Annotated in this window: 17 protein-coding genes; 8 read left to right on the top strand and 9 right to left on the bottom strand. The window is 73.2% G+C overall.

Features of this window, described 5'->3' with window-relative positions; genetic code table 11:
• Nucleotides 1–243: 243 nt before the first annotated feature.
• The 4 genes from NQZ70_RS18195 to NQZ70_RS18180 all read right to left on the bottom strand — a co-directional run bounded on the left by NQZ70_RS18195 (nucleotide 244) and on the right by NQZ70_RS18180 (nucleotide 6,662).
• On the bottom strand, nucleotides 244–1,704 hold the full coding sequence (locus tag NQZ70_RS18195) for a serine/threonine-protein kinase (RefSeq protein WP_165374031.1): 1,461 nt from the start codon (nucleotides 1,702–1,704) through the stop codon (nucleotides 244–246).
• 157 nt (nucleotides 1,705–1,861) lie between these two features.
• Entirely contained in the window at nucleotides 1,862–3,982 is a 2,121-nt protein-coding gene (locus NQZ70_RS18190) for a DUF2169 domain-containing protein (protein WP_129575342.1), read from the bottom strand.
• Between the two features lie 190 nt (nucleotides 3,983–4,172).
• Nucleotides 4,173–5,033, bottom strand: a complete 861-nt coding sequence (locus tag NQZ70_RS18185) for a hypothetical protein (RefSeq protein ID WP_129575341.1) — start codon at nucleotides 5,031–5,033, stop codon at nucleotides 4,173–4,175.
• A 9-nt stretch (nucleotides 5,034–5,042) separates the two neighbouring features.
• Nucleotides 5,043–6,662, bottom strand: coding sequence for a hypothetical protein (locus NQZ70_RS18180; RefSeq protein WP_129575340.1), 1,620 nt, complete (start codon nucleotides 6,660–6,662; stop codon nucleotides 5,043–5,045).
• Between the two features lie 269 nt (nucleotides 6,663–6,931).
• Here NQZ70_RS18180 and argJ point away from each other — a divergent pair, with 269 nt between their 5' ends.
• From argJ to NQZ70_RS18150, 6 genes are all read left to right on the top strand, one after another.
• On the top strand, nucleotides 6,932–8,107 hold the full coding sequence (gene argJ / locus NQZ70_RS18175; RefSeq protein WP_129575339.1) for a bifunctional glutamate N-acetyltransferase/amino-acid acetyltransferase ArgJ: 1,176 nt from the start codon (nucleotides 6,932–6,934) through the stop codon (nucleotides 8,105–8,107).
• A gap of 332 nt (nucleotides 8,108–8,439) precedes the next feature.
• Nucleotides 8,440–9,300 carry a hypothetical protein gene (locus NQZ70_RS18170; protein ID WP_237245401.1) on the top strand — a complete coding sequence of 287 codons (861 nt, stop codon included), beginning with the start codon at nucleotides 8,440–8,442 and terminating at the stop codon, nucleotides 9,298–9,300.
• Between the two features lie 163 nt (nucleotides 9,301–9,463).
• On the top strand, nucleotides 9,464–10,042 hold the full coding sequence (locus tag NQZ70_RS18165; protein ID WP_237245400.1) for an OmpH family outer membrane protein: 579 nt from the start codon (nucleotides 9,464–9,466) through the stop codon (nucleotides 10,040–10,042).
• Between the two features lie 41 nt (nucleotides 10,043–10,083).
• Entirely contained in the window at nucleotides 10,084–10,551 is a 468-nt protein-coding gene (fabZ, locus tag NQZ70_RS18160) for a 3-hydroxyacyl-ACP dehydratase FabZ (RefSeq protein WP_020735442.1), read from the top strand.
• A gap of 23 nt (nucleotides 10,552–10,574) precedes the next feature.
• The gene (locus NQZ70_RS18155; RefSeq protein WP_272828670.1) at nucleotides 10,575–11,225 is read left to right on the top strand and encodes a TlpA disulfide reductase family protein; all 651 of its coding nucleotides are present in this window, start codon (nucleotides 10,575–10,577) and stop codon (nucleotides 11,223–11,225) included.
• Between the two features lie 28 nt (nucleotides 11,226–11,253).
• A complete protein-coding gene (locus NQZ70_RS18150) occupies nucleotides 11,254–12,354 on the top strand; it encodes a dipeptide epimerase (protein ID WP_129575337.1) in 1,101 nt (366 codons plus the stop codon).
• 49 nt (nucleotides 12,355–12,403) lie between these two features.
• On the opposite strand, the gene NQZ70_RS18145 is transcribed toward NQZ70_RS18150, so the two are convergent.
• Nucleotides 12,404–13,078, bottom strand: coding sequence for a pseudouridine synthase (locus NQZ70_RS18145; protein ID WP_129575336.1), 675 nt, complete (start codon nucleotides 13,076–13,078; stop codon nucleotides 12,404–12,406).
• A gap of 14 nt (nucleotides 13,079–13,092) precedes the next feature.
• Nucleotides 13,093–14,319, bottom strand: a complete 1,227-nt coding sequence (locus NQZ70_RS18140; protein ID WP_129575335.1) for a protein phosphatase 2C domain-containing protein — start codon at nucleotides 14,317–14,319, stop codon at nucleotides 13,093–13,095.
• A 236-nt stretch (nucleotides 14,320–14,555) separates the two neighbouring features.
• Here NQZ70_RS18140 and NQZ70_RS18135 point away from each other — a divergent pair, with 236 nt between their 5' ends.
• Nucleotides 14,556–14,705 (top strand): hypothetical protein, encoded by a 150-nt coding sequence (locus NQZ70_RS18135; RefSeq protein ID WP_020735437.1) that lies wholly within the window; start codon nucleotides 14,556–14,558, stop codon nucleotides 14,703–14,705.
• A gap of 261 nt (nucleotides 14,706–14,966) precedes the next feature.
• Nucleotides 14,967–15,929: an FHA domain-containing protein gene (locus NQZ70_RS18130; RefSeq protein WP_237245398.1), complete on the top strand. Its 963-nt coding sequence runs from the start codon at nucleotides 14,967–14,969 to the stop codon at nucleotides 15,927–15,929.
• Nucleotides 15,930–16,065: 136 nt separating this feature from the next.
• On the opposite strand, the gene NQZ70_RS18125 is transcribed toward NQZ70_RS18130, so the two are convergent.
• The 3 genes from NQZ70_RS18125 to NQZ70_RS18115 all read right to left on the bottom strand — a co-directional run bounded on the left by NQZ70_RS18125 (nucleotide 16,066) and on the right by NQZ70_RS18115 (nucleotide 17,710).
• Complete coding sequence (locus NQZ70_RS18125; protein ID WP_237245397.1) at nucleotides 16,066–17,190, bottom strand: acyl-CoA dehydrogenase family protein; 1,125 nt, start codon at nucleotides 17,188–17,190, stop codon at nucleotides 16,066–16,068.
• Nucleotides 17,191–17,282: 92 nt separating this feature from the next.
• Nucleotides 17,283–17,426, bottom strand: a complete 144-nt coding sequence (locus NQZ70_RS18120) for a hypothetical protein (RefSeq protein ID WP_020735434.1) — start codon at nucleotides 17,424–17,426, stop codon at nucleotides 17,283–17,285.
• On the bottom strand, nucleotides 17,426–17,710 hold the full coding sequence (locus tag NQZ70_RS18115; protein WP_237245396.1) for a CcmD family protein: 285 nt from the start codon (nucleotides 17,708–17,710) through the stop codon (nucleotides 17,426–17,428). The genes NQZ70_RS18120 and NQZ70_RS18115 overlap by 1 nt, the downstream gene beginning before the upstream one ends.
• Nucleotides 17,711–17,713 lie beyond the last annotated feature (3 nt).

Genomic DNA, 17,713 nt, shown 5'->3' with positions numbered 1-17,713 from the left:
CGGCCGGCGCGCCCGCTGCCCGGCATGGCAGGCCCTGTGCACAGCCCCGCGGGCGAACGGCATCCATCCACCCGCCGTTGCGTCGCCGGAGCGCCCCGGGCCACGGGGCCGCGCGCGCGCCGCAACAGAGCTCCGAGGTCACCGATGACATCGCTCGAGAACAACTGGCAATGGCACCCCATGGCGCTCCTGGCCTTCGGCGTCGGCGCGGCCGCGCGCGGCCCCGCCGGGCCGAGAGGCGCCTCAGAACGCGTGCCCGTCCCGGAGCACGATGGTCACGTGCGAGAGCCCGGTCCCGCCGAGGAGCATCGCCTTGACGAGGAACTCGACCATCGTGTCCAGGCACTCGGCGGGTGAGAAGCCCGCCCGCCCGGACCCGAGCAGGGGCAGCGCCATGCTCCGGAGCTTCATCGTGTCGGCGTGGTAGAAGCACCCTTCGAGGAGCCGCAGGATGAGATCGCGGGTCGGCCGGTAGGTCGCCACGTGATCCCAGTCGAGCGTGATCGCGTGGAAGACGAACCGCGCGCTCAGCCTGCCTGCGGAGCTGACCACCACCCCGCCGTGACGCACGGGCACGTACTTGCGCGTCTCCAGGTGGCACACGCCGCCGCTCGCGTGGTTCAGGGCCAACGCCACGCCGGCGGACATCGTGAGCTGCCCGTCGTCCGAGCTCACGAGCGCGTCGGCCGACACGGACGCGATGTTCGCGCGCACGATCGACAGCGTCCTGTCCCCGTGGAACTGGAACGAGGTGACCGGCCCGACCGGGCCGCCCGCCAGGATGACGGGGCGGACGCGCTGGTACTGCTCGAGGTATGCGCGGAGCGTCAGGTCGTGCGGATCCCCCCAGCGCGTACTCTGCGCGCCCAGGAGCGCGGCCTCGATCTCCTCGAACGACTGGAAGCGGTCTTTCGGGTCCTTGGCCAGGCAGCGCTCCAGGATGACCTGCACGTCCTCGTCGAGCTCGGGCCGGAGCGCCCGCGGCCGCGTCGGGATGTCCTGCCGGTGCGCGAGCAGGAGCGGCAGGAGGTCCTGCTCCTCGAACGGCCGCTGCCCCGTGGCCGCGTGGTAAAAGGACGCGCCGTAGCTGTAGATGTCCGCGCGCGTGTCGCTCTCCTGCGGGCTCCACGCCTGCTCGGGCGCCATGTAGTACGGCGTCCCGAGCACGGTCCCCATCGCCGTGAGCGGCTGCTCGCGCAGGGCCGTGGGCCCGGTCGTGGCGGTCAGGCGCGCGAGGCCGAAGTCGGCGACCTTCAGCTCTCCGGACGGCGCGATCAGCATGTTCGACGGCTTCAGGTCGCGGTGCATCACCCCGAGCTCCGTCGCGGCGGCCATCCCCCGCGCCGCGTGGAGCATGTAGCGCCGCAGGTCGTCGAGCGGCAGCGGCCCGCTCTGGAGCCGCGCGGCCAGCGACGGGCCGCCCACGTACTCCATCACCATGAACGGCGACCGGCTCGAGAGGAAGCCGAAGTCGTAGCAGCCCACCACGTGCGGCGACTTGATGAGCGCCGAGATGCGCGCCTCGCGCAGCATCCGCTCGCCTGCGTTCGGCTCCGCGTGCCCCGTGAGCACCTTGATCGCCACGTCCCGCGCGAGCGCGAGGTGGCGCGCGCGGAAGACGGCGCCCATGGAGCCCACGCCGAGCAGCCCCTCCACGCTGTACCGGCCCACGAGCTCCTTGCCCAGGGTCAACGCGTCGATCATGGACGAACCATCGCTTGCACCAGCAGCGATGTTCGGAACCCCGCGCGCCGCGGTCAAGGGGCACGGCGCGCCGCGCATTTCGCGAGCGCGGCGTGGGGGCCGGGGCGAGCTCGCCCTCGGGCCGGACGGCGCGATGACGGCGCGCGATCCGGCGCGATCAGAGGGCGTGGGCCGACAGCGCGCCGCCCTGCGCGCGCGGCCGCGGCGCCTCGCGGAGGCTCGCGATCTCGGCCTCGACCCGGGATCGGAGGCGCGGATCGTCGGCGAGCCGCCTGGCCCAGAGCCGCCGCATGCGCGCCCACACGGTGCGCCGGATCGCGCTCTCGCCGAGCGCAGCGGAGACCCCGCTGCGCTCGGTCGCGACGACCAGCCGGGCGTAGTCGGTCGCGCTCAGGGCGCCGCGCACGGCCTCCCACGCGGTGACATAGGCCTTGTCGAACCGGTCGCGGAGCGCGCGCTCGCGGCGCCTGACCTCGTCCGCCATCGCCTCGCGCCAGCGCCGGTCGGCCTCCTGCCAGCGCGCCTCGGAGAGGCCGTGCGCCTTGAGCACGTCGGCGCGGGGGATCGGCCGCTCCTCGAGCTCCGCCGCGACGATCGCGCACCGCTCGAGGCTCACCTCGTCGCCCTCGCCGAGCGGCGGGAGCGGCTCGGAGGGCCGCGGGTCGCCCGCGCACCGGAGGACGTGAAAGAAGCGGGAGGCGGCCGGCGGCTCGGGCTCGCGTCCGAGGGCGCCCAGGGCCGGGAGGGCCGGGAGGACGGCCTCGACGCGCAGGGGCGCGACCTCGTCGTCCAGCGCGAGGGTCGTGAGCCCCGCGGACGGATCGGGCGCCGGCGAAGGGCGCTCGCTGGACCACGGGGCGCCGGGGATCGGCGCGTCGATCGCGAGGCGCGGCGACGGCGTCGGCTGGAGGAAGAACGGGGTCGCCGGCCGCTCGCTGGCGCGCGCCTCGTCCGCGTCCGACAGGGCGATCGTCCTGCTCGAGGCGGCGACGTCGCCCTGCGGTGGCGCGAGCCCCGGCCAGCCTGGCCGCGCCGGCGCTGGCGCTGGCGCGGTGGGCGCAGGCTCGAACGGCAGCGCCGGCGCGCGCACCGCCGCCTCGCTCAGCTCCTCGGAGAGCGCGATCGTCTGCTGCGGCCCCTGGATCAGATCGATGATCTCGATCTCGTCGTCCGAGAGGTGGATCGTGCGCCCCGGATCCGCGCCCCACGGGCAGGCCGGGGCGGAGGCGTCGGGCGGCTCCTCGATCAGCACGGTCCCCTCCGGGCCGATCCGGGGCTTGCCCGGATGACTTGCCTCGGCGCGCCCGGCTCGCCCGGGACGCGGCTCGGGCCACGCGAGCTCCTCGCCGTCGATCGCGACGCCGGCGGCGATCCGCACGTCCGCGAGGGCGTCCTCGCCGGGGACGGGCACGATCTGGCGCCACACGACCGTGCAGCGCTGCTCGGCGCCGTCGATGCGGAGCGTATCGGCGCGGAGCTCCAGGATCTGGCCCCCGGACGCCGCGGACGCGGCGAGCCCCTCGATCCGCGCCACCCCGCGCGCGCTCGGCAGGCGCATCTCCAGCCGTGGCGCGGCCGGGTGCAGGTTCTCGAGCACGATCCACTCGTCGCCGCGCAGGAAATCGATCTGCTGGTCCGGGGGCGCCGCCTGGAAGTACGACCAGTCGAAGCCAGCGGGGATCTCCGCGTTCGGGCCCTCGAGCGCCTCGCGCCGGTTCTTGCCGAGCAGCCGCTTGCGCGCGGGCCAGGCGCGCGCGATCGGGCCGAACCCTGCGGGCCGCGCCGGATCCTGCGGATCGACGACGATCGCCTCGCGTTCGCGCGGGTCGACGCCGAACGGGTTGTCGCACCCGTTCGCGCCGCGGACCGCCTTCTCGTAGACGAGCGGCATCCGCTGGAACGGCTTACCGTCGCGGACCAGGAGGCGCTTGTCGAGCGCGCAGCCGCTCGCGCCGAAGACCGCGAGCCGCACCGGCAAGGACAGGACCTGCGCGCCGGGCGGGGCGTGCGCGTCGCCCGTGAAGAGCACGTCGGCGCGGCCCAGGTAGGGCGCGAGGTCGCCGGTGAACCGCACGCTCCGCGCGGGGTTCTTGCCGTGATGGACCTCGGCGCGGAGGATCTCCTGCGGCTCGGTCCGCCACATGGCCGCGCCGGGCGTGAACGCGAAGCTCGCCTTGACGATGATCGTGATGTACCGCTGGCCCTGCGTGCGCCAGGCGACCGCGGTGGCCTCGGCGCCGGGGAGCGCCGTGACGATGTCGGGGGGGAGCGCGCTCACGCCCGCGCGCTCCGGCTGCTGCGACCTGCCATGGCTCGCCTCGTCGTCACCATTGCTTCCCGACAGGAGTACCTCGCGGGTGGTGAAGGTCGTGTTGCAGTTCGGTGATCAGCGTGTGGACGCGGCGCCCTCGCGGCCGCGTCGCGGCGGCCGCGTCGCGGCGGGCGCGGGCGCGACGCGGCGCCGGCGCTCACCCGCCGCGCGGCGTCACCCGGCATGCCCGGACGAAGCCGATCTCGCTCTCCCCCGCCTCGATCCGGTCGATCCACCAGGAGAGCCCCGGGTAGGTGGTCCGGATGAGCTGCGCCGTCTCCGCGAGCCGCGCCGCGTCGCCCCGCGCGGCGTAGAGCTCGGCGCGGAGCGCGTGGGCCTCCGGCGCATAGACGCCGTCGAGCACGTCGAGCACGGCCGGATCCACGTCGCAGAGCGACTCCGGCCCGTACATCAGGGTTCGCAAGATGCGGTTGAAGCGGAGCGGATCGCCCGGCTCCACGCGGCCCGCGACCGGCGCGCCGCCGTCCGGGGGCAAGCTCGTCCAGCGGCCCCACGAGCCCGCGCGGGCGAGCTCGGGCGCGAGGCGCAGGAGCTCGCGCTGCTCCTCGGCGCTCGGCGCCGCGAGCTCGATCGGCACCGGCGCGCTCACCACCCGGTCGGGCGGTCCCACGTAGACGACCGCGAGTGTGTAATGCTCGGGCTCGATCCCCGCTGGCAGGAACGACGAGACATCGATGAGCATGCGCCTGCACGCCCCCGGGCACAGGCGAAACACCGGCGTGCCGTGCTCTGGGAGCGCGACCGGTGAGGGATCGGTCCTCACGACCTCCTCGCCGGTGCCCGCCCGCGCGAGGCGGACGCCGATCGCGCCGGCGTTGCCCGCCCAGCTCGGGCGCGGCAACCGCCGGAGGCAGGTCTCGGGTCGGTCAGCGCACAGCGTGATGGCCACGTGCAGGGGAAAGCCGAGCACGTAGCGCCGATCGTGATCGAGCGAGCGCAGCGATAGGCCCGGCGGACCGGCCGGATCCCGGTCGCTTCGCGCGTGTTCATCGGACATGACAGCCCCTCATCTCCATCGAAGTCCCTTGTTTCTCTCCAGGCGCACGCGCCGGGTCTCCTTCACGTGGCGCCCGCACAGGTCAGCGCCGACCAGCCCGGCGGTCCCTGGGATGAGCTGCTGGTCGGCGTCGATCATCCAGTGGGAGCGGTAGTTCATGCAGCACGTCCTCCAGCGCGGCGTCCGGTAGTCGAAGTAGCCGCACTTGTGCGGCATCCCGAAGGCGTGCGTGAGCTCGTGAACGATGGTGTGGAGCGTGCCTTGCTCGTAGCCGCGCCGGGGCTGCTCACGCTCCGGGTCCCACCACGCCCTGTGGTGGGTGAAGAGGATGGTCCTGCCGGCGAAGTACCTCGCGGTTCCGACGTCGATCGTGGGGCTCATGCCGGCGACGTAGGCGGCGCCCGCCCCCCGCACGACGGCCTCGACGCGCGCCGGGATGCCGTAGCCCGGGGGCTCCCACGCGGCGCCCCTGCGGCGGGCGCGAGGGAAGAAGAAGAGGCGGTCCCTGTACGCGTGCGCGAGGGACCCGTCGCCCGCGGTGAACCGGCTCTGGATGTCGTGCGGCTCGAGCCAGAGCTGCGTCCGCGGCGGGTCGGACAGGAGGGCCGCCATCGCGACCGAGAAGCCGATCTGCTCGCCGTCCCAGCGGAACGTGACAACGCTCGCCTCGGGGTGATGGCCGGGGATCTCCACGTACTCCCGTCGCCTCTCTCCCTGTCCGCCGTCCAGGATCGTGACCACCCCGGTGAACAGCGGCGCGCCCTGGACCTCGGGCACCGGGTGCGGCTCGAGCGCGGCGACCAGGCAAAACCAGCCCGGCTCCCCGGCGTGCGAGAAGGCCTCGCTCACGAAGCGGGACGCCAGCTCGCCGAGCGTGCTCGCGTCGGGCGCGAGGTGCTGCCGGTCCTGGATCACCCGCTCTTCGGAGAAATCGAGCTGGGTGAAGGCCGGCTCGAAATGGCTCGGCACCTGGTCCAGCGGCAGCGGGGGCGCGCTCTCCATGCGGACGTACTCGACGTCGATCCGGCGCCACATCGTCATGATCCCGGTCTCGTCGGCGGCGGCCTCCGCGAGGCCCTCGGCCTCGAGCTCGGCGCGGACGATCAGGTTGTCGCCGGCGATGTCGGTCACGTGGCGCCGGATCGTGCTCCGCATCCCCACGATGGCCGTGCTCGCGCTGGTCTCCGTGATGTCGGACAGCGGATAGCCCTCCACCTCTTCCCAGCTGGGGCTCCTGTCCGACGTCCCCTCGTTGTCGTCTTCGACCGGCCCCACGTAGGCTCCCGAGGCGTCGAAATCGTTCTCGTCGAGGGTGGGAGCCCAGTCCGGGTGCACCTCCGGCCGCTCGTTGAACGGGTCGTCCGGATCGCGCGCGCTCCAGCGGATGCGCGCGCCCTCCAGCGAGTGCGCGCCGTCGGGGCTCGTCACCTCGACGGTGATCTCGATGAGCTGCGTATTCCTCGCCCATCGCCCGTCGAGATCTCGATTGATGTAGACGCGTCCCTGGTTGTCCAGGCTCGTGTATCCGGGGCTGTATCCAGCCGCTCGCGTCGTCCCCGGCGGCGCGGAGACGTCCGGAGAGCCCGGGAGATACAGGCCTTTGATATCGACGATCCGGACGGTGGCCATCGGTCCGGAGCATTGCAAATGCCGCGCTCAGCCCGGCCGCCTCCGGACGTCTCATTCACGGCGAGCGAATAGAAGGAAGAGCGGAGCGGCCCTGAGAAACGCGCCGCATCCGAGCACCCTGGCGGCGCGCCCCTCCCGAGGAGGGGCTCCGCCGCCGGAGCGCAGCGCCGAGCTCCGCGAGCGATCCGCCCGACAGCGCTCGACGTGGCCTCTGGGCCCCCATTGCCGCTTTCTCCCGGCGCGCGTTCGTGCGTAGACTCCGCGCCCTCATGAGCTTCGAGCCAGTTGCAGGGTTTCGCTTCGGCGCCATCAGCGCGGGGATCCGGAAAGACGGACGTATCGACGTCGCGCTCGCGGTGGCCGATCAGCCGGCGGTGGTGGCCGGCATGTTCACCCGGAACCTCGTGCGCGCCGCGCCCGTGGACATCGCCATGCAGCGCGTCCGGTCGGGCCGCGCGCGCGCCGTCGTCGCCAACAGCGGATGCGCCAACGCGTGCACGGGCGAGGCGGGCTGGAAGGCCGCCCTCGACACGACGCGCGCCGTCGCCGAGGCCATCGGCGCCCCGGAGGACGAGGTCCTCCCCGCGTCGACCGGCGTCATCGGCGCCGTCCTGCCGGCGCACCGGATCGTCGAGCGCGTCCCCGAGCTGACGGCGCGCCTGTCGCCGAAGGGCTACCTCGACTTCGCCCAGGCGATCTGCACCACCGACCGCTGGCCGAAGCTCTCCCAACGCAAGCTGGGCGGGGGCGCCACGCTGCTCGGCATCGGCAAGGGCGCCGGGATGATCCACCCCGACGTCGGGCCCCCCCACGCGACGATGCTCGTCTTCCTGTTCACCGACGCCGTGCTCGACCCCGGCGAGGCGAACGAGGCGCTCGCGGCCTCGTGCGACGTGACGTTCAACGCGTGCACCGTCGACGGGGACACCAGCACCAACGACACGGTGCTCCTCCTGTCCTCCGGCGCGTCCCAGCGCCGCGCGTCGCGCGACGAGCTCACGGCGGCCCTCACCGAGGTCTGCGGCGAGCTCGCGCGCTCGATGGTGGCCGACGGCGAGGGCAGCACGCACGTCGCCGAGATCCGCGTCCGCGGGCTCTCGACGCGCGACGCGGCGCGCGCCGTGGCGCGCACGGTGGCCACGTCGATGCTCGTGAAGACCGCGCTGTTCGGCAAGGACGCGAACTGGGGGCGGCTGCTCGCCGCCGCCGGGCGCGCCGGCGTGCCGTTCGATCCGGCCGAGGCCCAGATCCTCGTCGGCGGCATCCCGATCGTGCAGAACGGCGCGCCGATCGGGGCGGAAGCCGAGCGCAAGGCGAACGAGGTGCTCGCGCGCGACACCTACGTCATCGAGCTCGTGCTCGGCAGCGGCCCGGGCGACTTCTCCTACCTGACTAGCGACCTCGGACACGGCTACGTCGACGTGAACGCCGGCTACCGCTCGTGAGCCGCGCGGGGCGACCGGCCGGGCCGCTCGCGGCGAGCGCGCCCGCGCCTGTGCCCTGACCGGAACCCCTGCTGCGTCCGGCGGCTCCGCGGCGGCCGGGAGCGACGGCCGCCCCGCCTCGCGCTGCGCCCGCGGGCCAGTGAACCTCGCGCGACGAGAGCTGGTGAACGCAGGTTCACAAAGCGAGAGGCCGATCGCGCTTCCCCGCGATCCTCTCCGGCCGCCCCGTGGCACGCCTCGCCGGCCGCCCCGTGGCACGCTGCGTGTTAGCGCGCGGCATGGTAGTCGTGCGGGAGGGCCGCGCCGGTGCCGGCCGCCGCTGGAGGACTTCGATGCTTCTTCATTCCCCCCTTGCGAAGATCCTGGGTCGAGGCGCGCTGTTCCTGATGCTCGCCGCGACCGCGACGGGCTGTGGCGGCTGCGGTGACGCCGCGATCCATTGCGACCGCGACGGCGAGAACTGCCTCATCTGCGACGGCTACGGCTGTCGCCCGGCGGAGCCCGACGTCGGCGGCCAGGGCGGCGCCGGCCAGGGCGGCGTGGCCCAGGGCGGCGCCGGCCAGGGCGGTGAGGGCGGCGGAGGGGCCGCCTGCGACGCGGAGCTCACCACATGTCCCTGCGACGGCGACGCCGCGTGCGCGGACGGCACGCGGTGCGTCGACGGGCTCTGCATCGCGGCGTGCGAGTTCAGCTACGAGTGCGGCGCGGGCCGGCTGTGCGTCAACGGCGAGTGTGCCGACGGCTGCTCCGACAGCGTCCCCTGCGAGGCGCCCGGCACGCGCTGCGACCGCGGGGTCTGCGTCCCCGACGCCGAGAACCCCGAGTGCAGCGACGCGGCGCCGTGCGAGGGCCTCGCGCTCTGCGTCGACGGCGCCTGCGCCGCGGGCTGCACCACCCACGACGACTGCGCCCCCGGCGAGGTCTGCAACGCGGTGACCGGGGCGTGCATGGCCGACCCGTCGCCGCAGCCCGGCTGCGCCGCCACGTCCTGCGCGGCCCAGGGCCAGGAGTGCATGGACGACGGCTACTGCCACTACCCCTGCGAGAGCGAGCAGGCCTGCAGGCTCATCGACAGCCGCTTCGTCCGCTGCGAGGACGGCTTCTGCAAGACGCGGGAGGAGGTCGCGCCGGAGTGCACGCTCGACGACCCCTGCCCCGACGGCAAGGACTGCATCTCCGGCGAGTGCCTCTGATTCACCGCCGCTGACCGAGGCCCCTCGGCCGCCGTTCCGCCGCGGCGGAGCGGCGGCCGAGGGGCCGCCATCGACGCACCCTCACCTTCCGCGGCCCCGCCCCGCACACCTTGACCGTCCGTCACGCGGCGGGTAATCGCCTCGAATGGTCGCCCGCTCCCCCGTGCATCGTCCCGCGCCGCTCCTCGTCCGGATCGCCCGCGCCGCTGTCGTGTCGCTCGCCCTCGCCGCGCCGAGCGTCGCCGCCGCCGAGACCCGGATCGCCGTGGTCGACGTGCAGCACGCCGTCATGCAGACCGAGGACGGCATCCGCGCGCAGGCCACCCTGAAGAAGCTCTTCGACCGCCGCCAGCAGGAGCTCGACGCGAAGCAGACCGAGCTCCAGCGAGCGCGCGAGGACATCGAGAAGCAGTCGCGCGTGCTCTCGCGCGAGTCGATGCAAAAGCGGATGGAGGACTGGCAGCGCCAGATGGTCGAGCTCCAGACCGTGTTCGTCGATTACAACAAGGAGCTGCAGAAGAAGCAGGGCGAGCTCACCGGGCCCATCATCAAGAAGATGATGATCATCGTCGCCCGGGTCGCGAAGAAGTCGGGCTACGAGATCATCCTGGACAAGCAGGCGGCCCCCTACGTGCGCGCCGATCTCGACCTGACGGAGCAGGTCGTCCAGCTCTACAACACCGGCGGCGGCGAGGACGACGCGGGCGGCGACAAGGCGGAGAAGAAGGACGACGCCAAGTAGCGCGCTGCCCGCGCGCTCCACGCCGCGGAAAGGAGCCGGCCTTGCCCGACCGAACCCAAGAGCCCGTCTCGCTCGAGATCCATCAGATCCTGTCGATCCTGCCGCACCGCTATCCGCTCGTGATGGTCGATCGGGTGACGGAGGTCACCGCCAACAAGAGCATCCGCGGCTACAAGTGCGTCGCGTACAACGAGCCCTGGTTCCAGGGGCACTTCCCCCAGCGGCCGATCATGCCCGGGGTGCTGATCCTGGAGTCGCTCACGCAGCTCGGCGGCATCCTCGCCTACGCGTCGGACCCGTTCGACGCGACGTCGAACCTCATGTTCTTCCTCGGCATCGACAAGGCGAAGTTCCGCCACACGGTGACGCCCGGCGATCGGCTCGATCTCTACGTCGAGGTGCTGCACCACCGCTCGAACGTGTGGAAGCTGCGCGGCGAGGCGAGCGTCGACGGGACGCTCTGCGCCGAGGGGGAGATGCTCGCCTCCGTCGTCGATCGCGAGCCATGATGATCGGAGAGGGAGATCGCCCCATGAGCCGGAGCCCATCGTTCGCCCGCGTCGCCGCTGTCCTCTTCGCCTCCTTCGCCCTCTCGCTGCCGGCCGGCTGCGGCGGCGCCGCGCCCGCCGCCCCCCCGGCGCCCGAGGCGGGCGGCGGCCTCGTCGGCGCGGCGGCGCCCGAGCTCGCGGCCGAGGTCGTGAGCGGCGAAGGGCCCTCCACGCTCAAGGAGGCGGGCGGCAAGGTGGTGCTCGTCGACTTCTGGGCGACCTACTGCCACCCTTGCCGGAAGTCCTTTCCCAAGTACCAGGAGCTCGTCGAGCGCTTCGGCGGTGGGCTCGCCGTGCTCGCCGTCGCCCTCGACGCCCCCGAGGACGTCTCGAAGGAGCAGCTCGTCGCGTTCGCGGACGAGGCAGGCGTCAAGTTCAAGATCCTCTGGGACAAGGACCAGAGCGCGGTGAAGAGCTATAACCCGCGGAGGATGCCGACCGCCTTCATCGTCGACCGACGCGGCGTCGTGCGCCACGTCCACGCGGGCTACGAGGACGGCGAAGAGGAGAAGATCGCCCGCGAGATCGAGGCGCTGCTCGGCGAAGCGGCCCCTCCGCCGGCGGCCGCTCCGAACGCGGCGCCTCCCCCGGCCGAGGCGCCCGCGCCGAGCGACGGCCCAGGCTCCTCCCCGTGAGCCTCGCGCGAAGGCGGCGACTATCCTCATGTCCCCTACCCTGATCCAGCGCGTCTCGGTCGAGGCGCTCGACATCCCGCTGCACGAGCCGTTCGGCATCGCCGGCGGCGCACAGGAGCGCGCGGCGAACCTCCTCGTCACCGTGGAGCTGGCCGACGGGACGCTCGGCTTCGGCGAGGCCGCGCCGCTGCCCGCCTTCAACGGTGAGACGCAGGAAGCGTCGCGCGCCGCCGCCCTCTCGCTGCGCGCCGCCGTGGTGGGCGCGGACGCGCGCGCGTGGCGCGCCATCGCGGTCGCGCTCCGCACCGCGGCGGGCGGCGGCGCCGGCGCGGCGCGCTGCGCGATCGAGACGGCGATCCTCGACGCGCTCACGAAGCGCGCGGACATGCCGCTCTGGGCCTTCTTCGGCGGCGCGGGGACGGCGCTCACCACCGACATCACCATCACCACGGGCTCGCCGGAGCGCGCGGAGGAGGCCGCGCGCCGCGCCTCGGCCATGGGCTTCCGCGCGCTCAAGGTCAAGGTCGGCGGCCGCCTCGCCGCGTCGGACCCGGCGCGCATCGAGGCGATCGTCGCGGCGGCGCCGGAGGCTTCGCTGATCCTCGACGGCAACGGCGGGCTCACGGCGGCCGAGGCGCTCGCGCTCGTCGCGCACGCGCGCCGGCTCGGCGCGACCGTCGCGCTCCTGGAGCAGCCGGTGCCGCGCGACGACTGGGACGGCATGAAGGAGGTCACGCGGCGCGCCGGGGTCGACGTGGCCGCCGACGAGAGCGCCGCCTCCGCGGCGGACGTCCTCCGCGTCGCGGCGGAGCGCGCGGCGACCGTGGTCAACGTCAAGCTGATGAAGGGCGGCATCGCCGAGGCGCTCGACATCGCGGCGGTCGCCCGCGCGGCGGGGCTCGGCCTGATGATCGGCGGGATGGTCGAGTCGGTGCTCGCGATGACGGCGTCGGCCTGCCTCGCCGCCGGCCTCGGCGGGTTCTCGTTCGTCGATCTCGACACGCCCATGTTCCTCGCCGAGAACCCCTTCGACGGCGGCTTCGCCCAGCGAGGCCCGGCGCTCTCGCTCGAGGGGATCCGGGCGGGGCACGGCGCCGCGCCGAAGCGCCGCGATCCGGAAGCCGGCTAGCGCGCCTCAGTCCCCGCGATCGAGGACCGCCGGCGCGCCGCGGGCGCGCTCACGCCGCGGGCGCCGCGCCGATCCACGTCGGCACGCCCAGCTGGTCGAACGGCCCTCGCAGGTCGTCGGGCAGCGGCGCGGCGATGCGCAGCGGGGCGCCCGTCTCGGGGTGGGCGACGGCGAGCTCGGCCGCGTGCAGCGCGAGGCGGTGCAGCGCGTAGCGCTCGCGGAAGAGGCGGTTGTGCTCGCCCTTGCCGTAGTTCACGTCGCCGATGATCGGGTGGCTGATGTGCTTGAGGTGCCTCCGCACCTGGTGCAGCCGCCCCGTGCGCGGGCGCGCCTCGACCACGGCGTAGCGCTCGAGCGCGTGGAGCCGCTCGAACTCGGTGACGGCCGGGACGCGCGGGCCCCCCTCGCGCCGCGGGATCGGGTGATCGATGCACCCGCGCTCGGGCGGGACGCCGCGGACGAGCGCCAGGTAGCGCTTCCGCGCGAGGCCCTGCTCGAACTGCGCGCCGAGCAGCGCCGCCGCGGCCGCGTCGAGCGCGACGAGCAGCACGCCGCTCGTCGCCCGGTCGAGGCGGTGGACCGGGAACACCTTCCGGCCGAGCGCCCGCTCGGCGAGATCGACGAACACGACCGGCGCGCTGCCCCAGCCGCGGTGCACGAGCAGCCCGGACGGCTTGGCGAAGGCCGCGACGCGATCGTCCAGGTGGAGCAGGGAGAGCTGCATCGCGGAGGCGCCGCTCAGCCGGTCCCCAGGGCGAGGTACCGCGCGAGCCGCTGGTACAGGGCCGCCGCGAGCTCGGCGTCGTGCTCGCACACCTCGGCGAAATCGTCCTTGCGGATCCGGATGAGCCGCGTCCGCGCCGCGGCGACCGGCAGGTCGCCCTTGCGCCGCGCGCCGACGAGCGACTCCGGGAAGAGCAGGCCGGACGAGATGATCCGCCGCCCGTCGGGCAGGTCCACGGCCCCGTCGAGCACCAGGTAGGCGACCAGATCGCTCGCGACGTCGCGCGGGATGCGATCGCCCGCGCCGAGCTCCACCTCGACGCCCGCCGCGAGCGCCCCGAGCACCGCGGCCGGGCTCATGCCGGCGAGGAGCGGGCACGCGGACAGCACCGAGAGGTCGCGCGAGGACGGACCGGCGTCGTCCGCGCGCTTCACGAAGCGATCCATGATGTCGATGACGATCACGCTCGCGTTGTCGAGCCCGCCGCGCTCGCGCGCGTGCTTGAGGAGGCCCTCGGCGACCTCCTTGGGGCCGCCCTTCGCGCAGAAGCGGGAGAGCGACGCCTCGCTCTCGATCGCGTTGTGCACCCCGTCGGTGCAGAGCAGGATGCGATCGCCGCGCGAGAGATCGACGAACAGGGTGTCGACCGAGACGGTCCCCGCGAGCCCGATCGCGTTCACGAGCGGGTTGCGCTGTGGCTTCCTGGCCGGGGTCGGGGTGCCGGCCGCGCGGAGCGTGTCGTAGAGGGCGTGGTCCTGCGTGAGCTGGACGGTGGTGGTCGGGCGGACGAGGTACGCGCGGCTGTCGCCCGCGTGGGCGAAGAACGCCCGGCTGTGCGCGAGCACGACGAAGTCGAGCGTCGTGCCCATCCCCTGGTAGCTCGGCTCGGTGCGGCGCGCCTCCAGGATGGCCGCGTGCGCCGCCTCGCCCACGCGGCGGAGCAGCGCGAACACCTCGCGCCGCGCCTCGATGTTCGGGTCGGCCACGTACGCGTCGAGGATGGCGGCCGCGGGCGGGCGGAGCACCTCGTCGCGCACCGTGTCGATCGCGATCTGGGCGGCGACCTCGCCGGCGGCGTGGCCGCCCATGCCGTCGGCGATGCCGAAGAGGGCGAGCTCGGGGCAACAGAGGATCCGGTCCTCGTTGCTCGGGCGGACGAGGCCGACATCGGTCGATGCGGCGAACTCGATGCGATAGTCGAAGCGCGGGAGGATCCGGGACACCGCGACCAGGATAGACACCGTGCGGGCGGCGTCAAAATCGCGCGGCGCTCGACGACCGCGCGGTCGCTCCGCGCCCGCTCGCCTGCGCTCGTCCGCGCTCGCCCCCCGCGCCGCGCGATCGTTGCCGGGGCCACGCCGACGCGGCCCGGCACGCCCTGCGCACCGGCCGCGGCGAGGCCGTGCCCCCGGCGGACACACCAGCGTGCAACGCGCACGGATCCACGGTTGGCCCGACTCTCGCGTCTTCCGGGGGCATGCAACTCATCGAGGTGGACGTCGGGCGCTTTCGGCTCGAATTCGGCGGTGGGCTCGGGCTGGAGGTCATCCTCCTGTTCAGCCGCTCGGTCGCCTTCTGGCGCTGGGGCGGCGAGCTCGTTGCGGAGGTCAGCGTCGGCGTGAGCTGAGCCGGACATCCGTCGTCTCGCCCCTCGCCCAGCGGCCGCAGCAGATTCAGGACGTGCAGCGAAAGAGCCTCAGACGAAAAATTCCGGTAGGATTCGGCTCGACCGCATGAGGCCTTGCTGCTGTCTGCCATCCACCACGCTCGCCCCTGCCGCGGCGCCGCCGCAGGCCCGCTCAGCGATTCCGCCGTTCACGCTCGAGCCTGGCAGGCCGGCGCCGCGGACGATGCCGCGCGCGGCTCGGCGCGTCGCCTGGAGCGCGCGATGACCGTGCAACCGCGGATCGACGTCGCGACGATGCGGCGCGCCCTGTCCACCGCCGAGGCGGTGATGGCGCTGAACCCGCCCGAGTCGCCGATGATCGAGGGCTACCGGCTGTTCCGGGTGTCGGGCGGCGACGTCGCGTGGCTGGACATGCCCGCGAACACCGGCGCGTACGCCGTGTTCGGCTCGCACCCGCGCTGCGACGTGAAGTTCGCGTCGGGCGACGACGTGTGCGTGCGGCACCTGGTCGCCACGTGCTGCAACCTGCCCGACGGCGGCTTCGGCCTGCGGCTCATGGATCTGCAGACCTCGATCCCGTTCTTCGTGGACGACGACGTGCCGCGGCGCTCGATCGTGGTCAGCGGCCCGCTGCTCGTGCGCATCGGCAAGCACGTGGTAGGCGGGCTCCCGGTCGGGCCGCGCGCCTCGTCGCGGGTGATGCAGGTGAGCTCGTGCGGGATGAGCGAGCCGCCGCGCGGGCTCGAGAGCGTCTCGGAGAAGCCCTCGGACGGCGCCGTGCCCCCGGCGCCGACCGAGGGCATCACGACCAGCCACCGCTTCGCCCGCGGGGAGATCTCGCACATCACGTCGGTGCGGCCCGTCTCGCACATCGAGGAGATGGTCGCGCCGCGGGCGAAGACCGGGTACGTGCGGCTCACGCTGCAGTCGAGCGAGCGCAGCGCCGCGGTCGAGCTGCCCGAGCAGGCGCTCGACGACGGCGTGCTGCTCGGGCGCGCGGACAACTGCCTGGATCGCGGGCTGCGCGCCGTCCTGAGCACCCACATCTCGCGGACCCACCTGCTGCTCCTGCGCGACGGCACCGAGGTCATGGCCCTCGATCTCTGCTCGACGAACGGGACGAGGTACGCGGGCCAGAAGGTGCGCCGCGTGATGATCCCCGCCGAGGGTCTGGCCCTCACGCTGGGCCCCGAGCTGACGCTGATCTGGCACCCGCAGACCTGACGCCGTCCGCCCCCGCGGCGGGCCGGAGCGGCGGCGGCGGGCGCCGTCGAGGGCATCGCGAGCCGGCGAAGGGCGGGACGCCGGAAGGGGCGACCGCTCCCCCGGCGCCCTGCCGGCCCCCGCGACGCGCCGCGCGCTACGACAGGAGTTGGCGCGCGATGAGGATGCGCTGGATCTGGCTCGTGCCTTCGTAGATCTGGAGGACCTTCGCGTCGCGCATCATCTTCTCGACGGGGTACTCCTTGACGTAGCCGTTGCCGCCGAACACCTGGACGGCGTCCACGGCGGTCTGCATGGCGCTGTCGGCGCCGTAGGCCTTCGCGAAGCTCGAGACGATGGGGTCGCGCACCCCGTGATCGAGGTTCCACGCGGCCTTCTGGTAGAGCAGGCGCGTCCCCTCGACGCGGATCGCCATCTCCGCGAGCATCCACTGGATCAGCTGATGGTTGCCGATCGGCTGGCCGAACGTCTTGCGCTCCTTGGCGTAGGCCACGCACTCGTCGAGGCAGCGCCGCATCAGGCCCGTCGCGGCCGCGCCGATGTCGGGGCGGGTCTGGTTGAAGGTCTCCATCGCGAGCTTGAAGCCGTGCCCCTCCGCCGCGAGGAGGTTCTGCTTCGGCACCTTCACGTCCTCGAGGAACACCTGCGCCGTGTCGCTCGCCCGCTGGCCGAGCTTGTCCTCCTTCTTGCCGACGCGGAGGCCGGGCGTGTCCCGATCGACGATGAACGCCGCGATCCCCTTGTGCCGGAGCTCCGGGTTCGAGGTCGCGAAGATCACGTAGTAGCGCGCGTAGCTCGCGTTCGTGATCCAGCACTTCTGCCCGTTCAGCACGTAGTCGTCCCCGTGCTTCGTGAAGCGGGTCTTGAGCCCCGCGACGTCGCTGCCCGCGTCCGGCTCGCTCGTGCAGTAGCTCGCCATGATCGGCTCGGCGGTGAGCATGCCGAGGTACTTCTTCTTCTGCTCCTCGCTGCCCGCGAGCTTGATCGGCGTGAGCGCGAGCCCGTTCGCGAGGAAGCTCGTCTGGATGCCGGTACACCCGTACGAGAGCTCCTCGGCGAGGAGGGCGTTCTCGATCTCGCCCATCCCCGGGCCGCCGTACTCGGCCGGACAGGTCGGGTTGACCAGGCCGATGTTCCAGCCCTCCACGAAGACGTCCATCGGGAAGTACGACTTCTGATCGCAGTCGGCCGCGATCGGGGTGATGCGCTCCTTCGTGAAGCGACGCGCCGTATCGATGAGAGCCTTGTGCTCTTCGCTCACAGAGAAATCGACCACGTGACCTCCGGCTAGTACGGCAGGGACGGCGCTCGCCGAGCCCGCCGGCAACGGGGACGAGGGCTCGCGCCCCCGGCTCACTCCTTCATTCTGCGCTTGCGTCGCTCGAGCTCGGCGCGCACGGCGCGGCTGCCCAGGATATAGCCGATGATCAGCCCCAGCATCAGCACCACGGGGATGTAGAGCGCGTGCTGCGGGGTCATCTCCCCGAGGTTCGGCATCAGCTCGTCCCCTGACCCGCGCCCGCGCCCGCCCGCGCCTTCCGCACGGCGGCCTCGAGCGCGTCGATGCGCCGGTCGATCTGCTTCTGCCGGCGCCAGGAGAGGAAGACCAGCCCGAAGATGATGAGCCAGATCGCGGCGTAGGCCTCGACGAGCAGCTTCTCGCCGCTCTGCATCTCGTTCCCGCCCTCCACGGGGCGGAACGCCTGCGCTCGGTCGTCCGTGACCGTGCCCGTCGGTTGCTGCAGGGCCGCGTGGGAGAACAAGGAATGAAGGGATTTCACGTT

The organism is Sorangium sp. So ce836 (assembly GCF_028553905.1).
Lineage (GTDB): Bacteria > Myxococcota_A > Polyangia > Polyangiales > Polyangiaceae > Sorangium > Sorangium cellulosum_D.
Note: the sequence above shows the minus strand (reverse complement) of the source record. Positions and strands in the feature narration are given on the sequence as shown.

What these genes read in the sequence shown, in the direction of transcription:
- NQZ70_RS18145 (WP_129575336.1), bottom strand. Translation starts at nt 13,078, where the DNA reads ATGCAGCTCTCCCTGCTCCACCTGGACGATCGCGTCGCGGCCTTCGCC.
- NQZ70_RS18195 (WP_165374031.1), bottom strand. Translation starts at nt 1,704, where the DNA reads ATGATCGACGCGTTGACCCTGGGCAAGGAGCTCGTGGGCCGGTACAGC.
- NQZ70_RS18135 (WP_020735437.1), top strand. Translation starts at nt 14,556, where the DNA reads ATGCAACTCATCGAGGTGGACGTCGGGCGCTTTCGGCTCGAATTCGGC.
- NQZ70_RS18180 (WP_129575340.1), bottom strand. Translation starts at nt 6,662, where the DNA reads ATGGCCACCGTCCGGATCGTCGATATCAAAGGCCTGTATCTCCCGGGC.
- NQZ70_RS18155 (WP_272828670.1), top strand. Translation starts at nt 10,575, where the DNA reads ATGAGCCGGAGCCCATCGTTCGCCCGCGTCGCCGCTGTCCTCTTCGCC.
- NQZ70_RS18150 (WP_129575337.1), top strand. Translation starts at nt 11,254, where the DNA reads ATGTCCCCTACCCTGATCCAGCGCGTCTCGGTCGAGGCGCTCGACATC.
- argJ (WP_129575339.1), top strand. Translation starts at nt 6,932, where the DNA reads ATGAGCTTCGAGCCAGTTGCAGGGTTTCGCTTCGGCGCCATCAGCGCG.
- NQZ70_RS18185 (WP_129575341.1), bottom strand. Translation starts at nt 5,033, where the DNA reads ATGTCCGATGAACACGCGCGAAGCGACCGGGATCCGGCCGGTCCGCCG.
- NQZ70_RS18130 (WP_237245398.1), top strand. Translation starts at nt 14,967, where the DNA reads ATGACCGTGCAACCGCGGATCGACGTCGCGACGATGCGGCGCGCCCTG.
- NQZ70_RS18170 (WP_237245401.1), top strand. Translation starts at nt 8,440, where the DNA reads ATGCTTCTTCATTCCCCCCTTGCGAAGATCCTGGGTCGAGGCGCGCTG.
- NQZ70_RS18120 (WP_020735434.1), bottom strand. Translation starts at nt 17,426, where the DNA reads ATGCCGAACCTCGGGGAGATGACCCCGCAGCACGCGCTCTACATCCCC.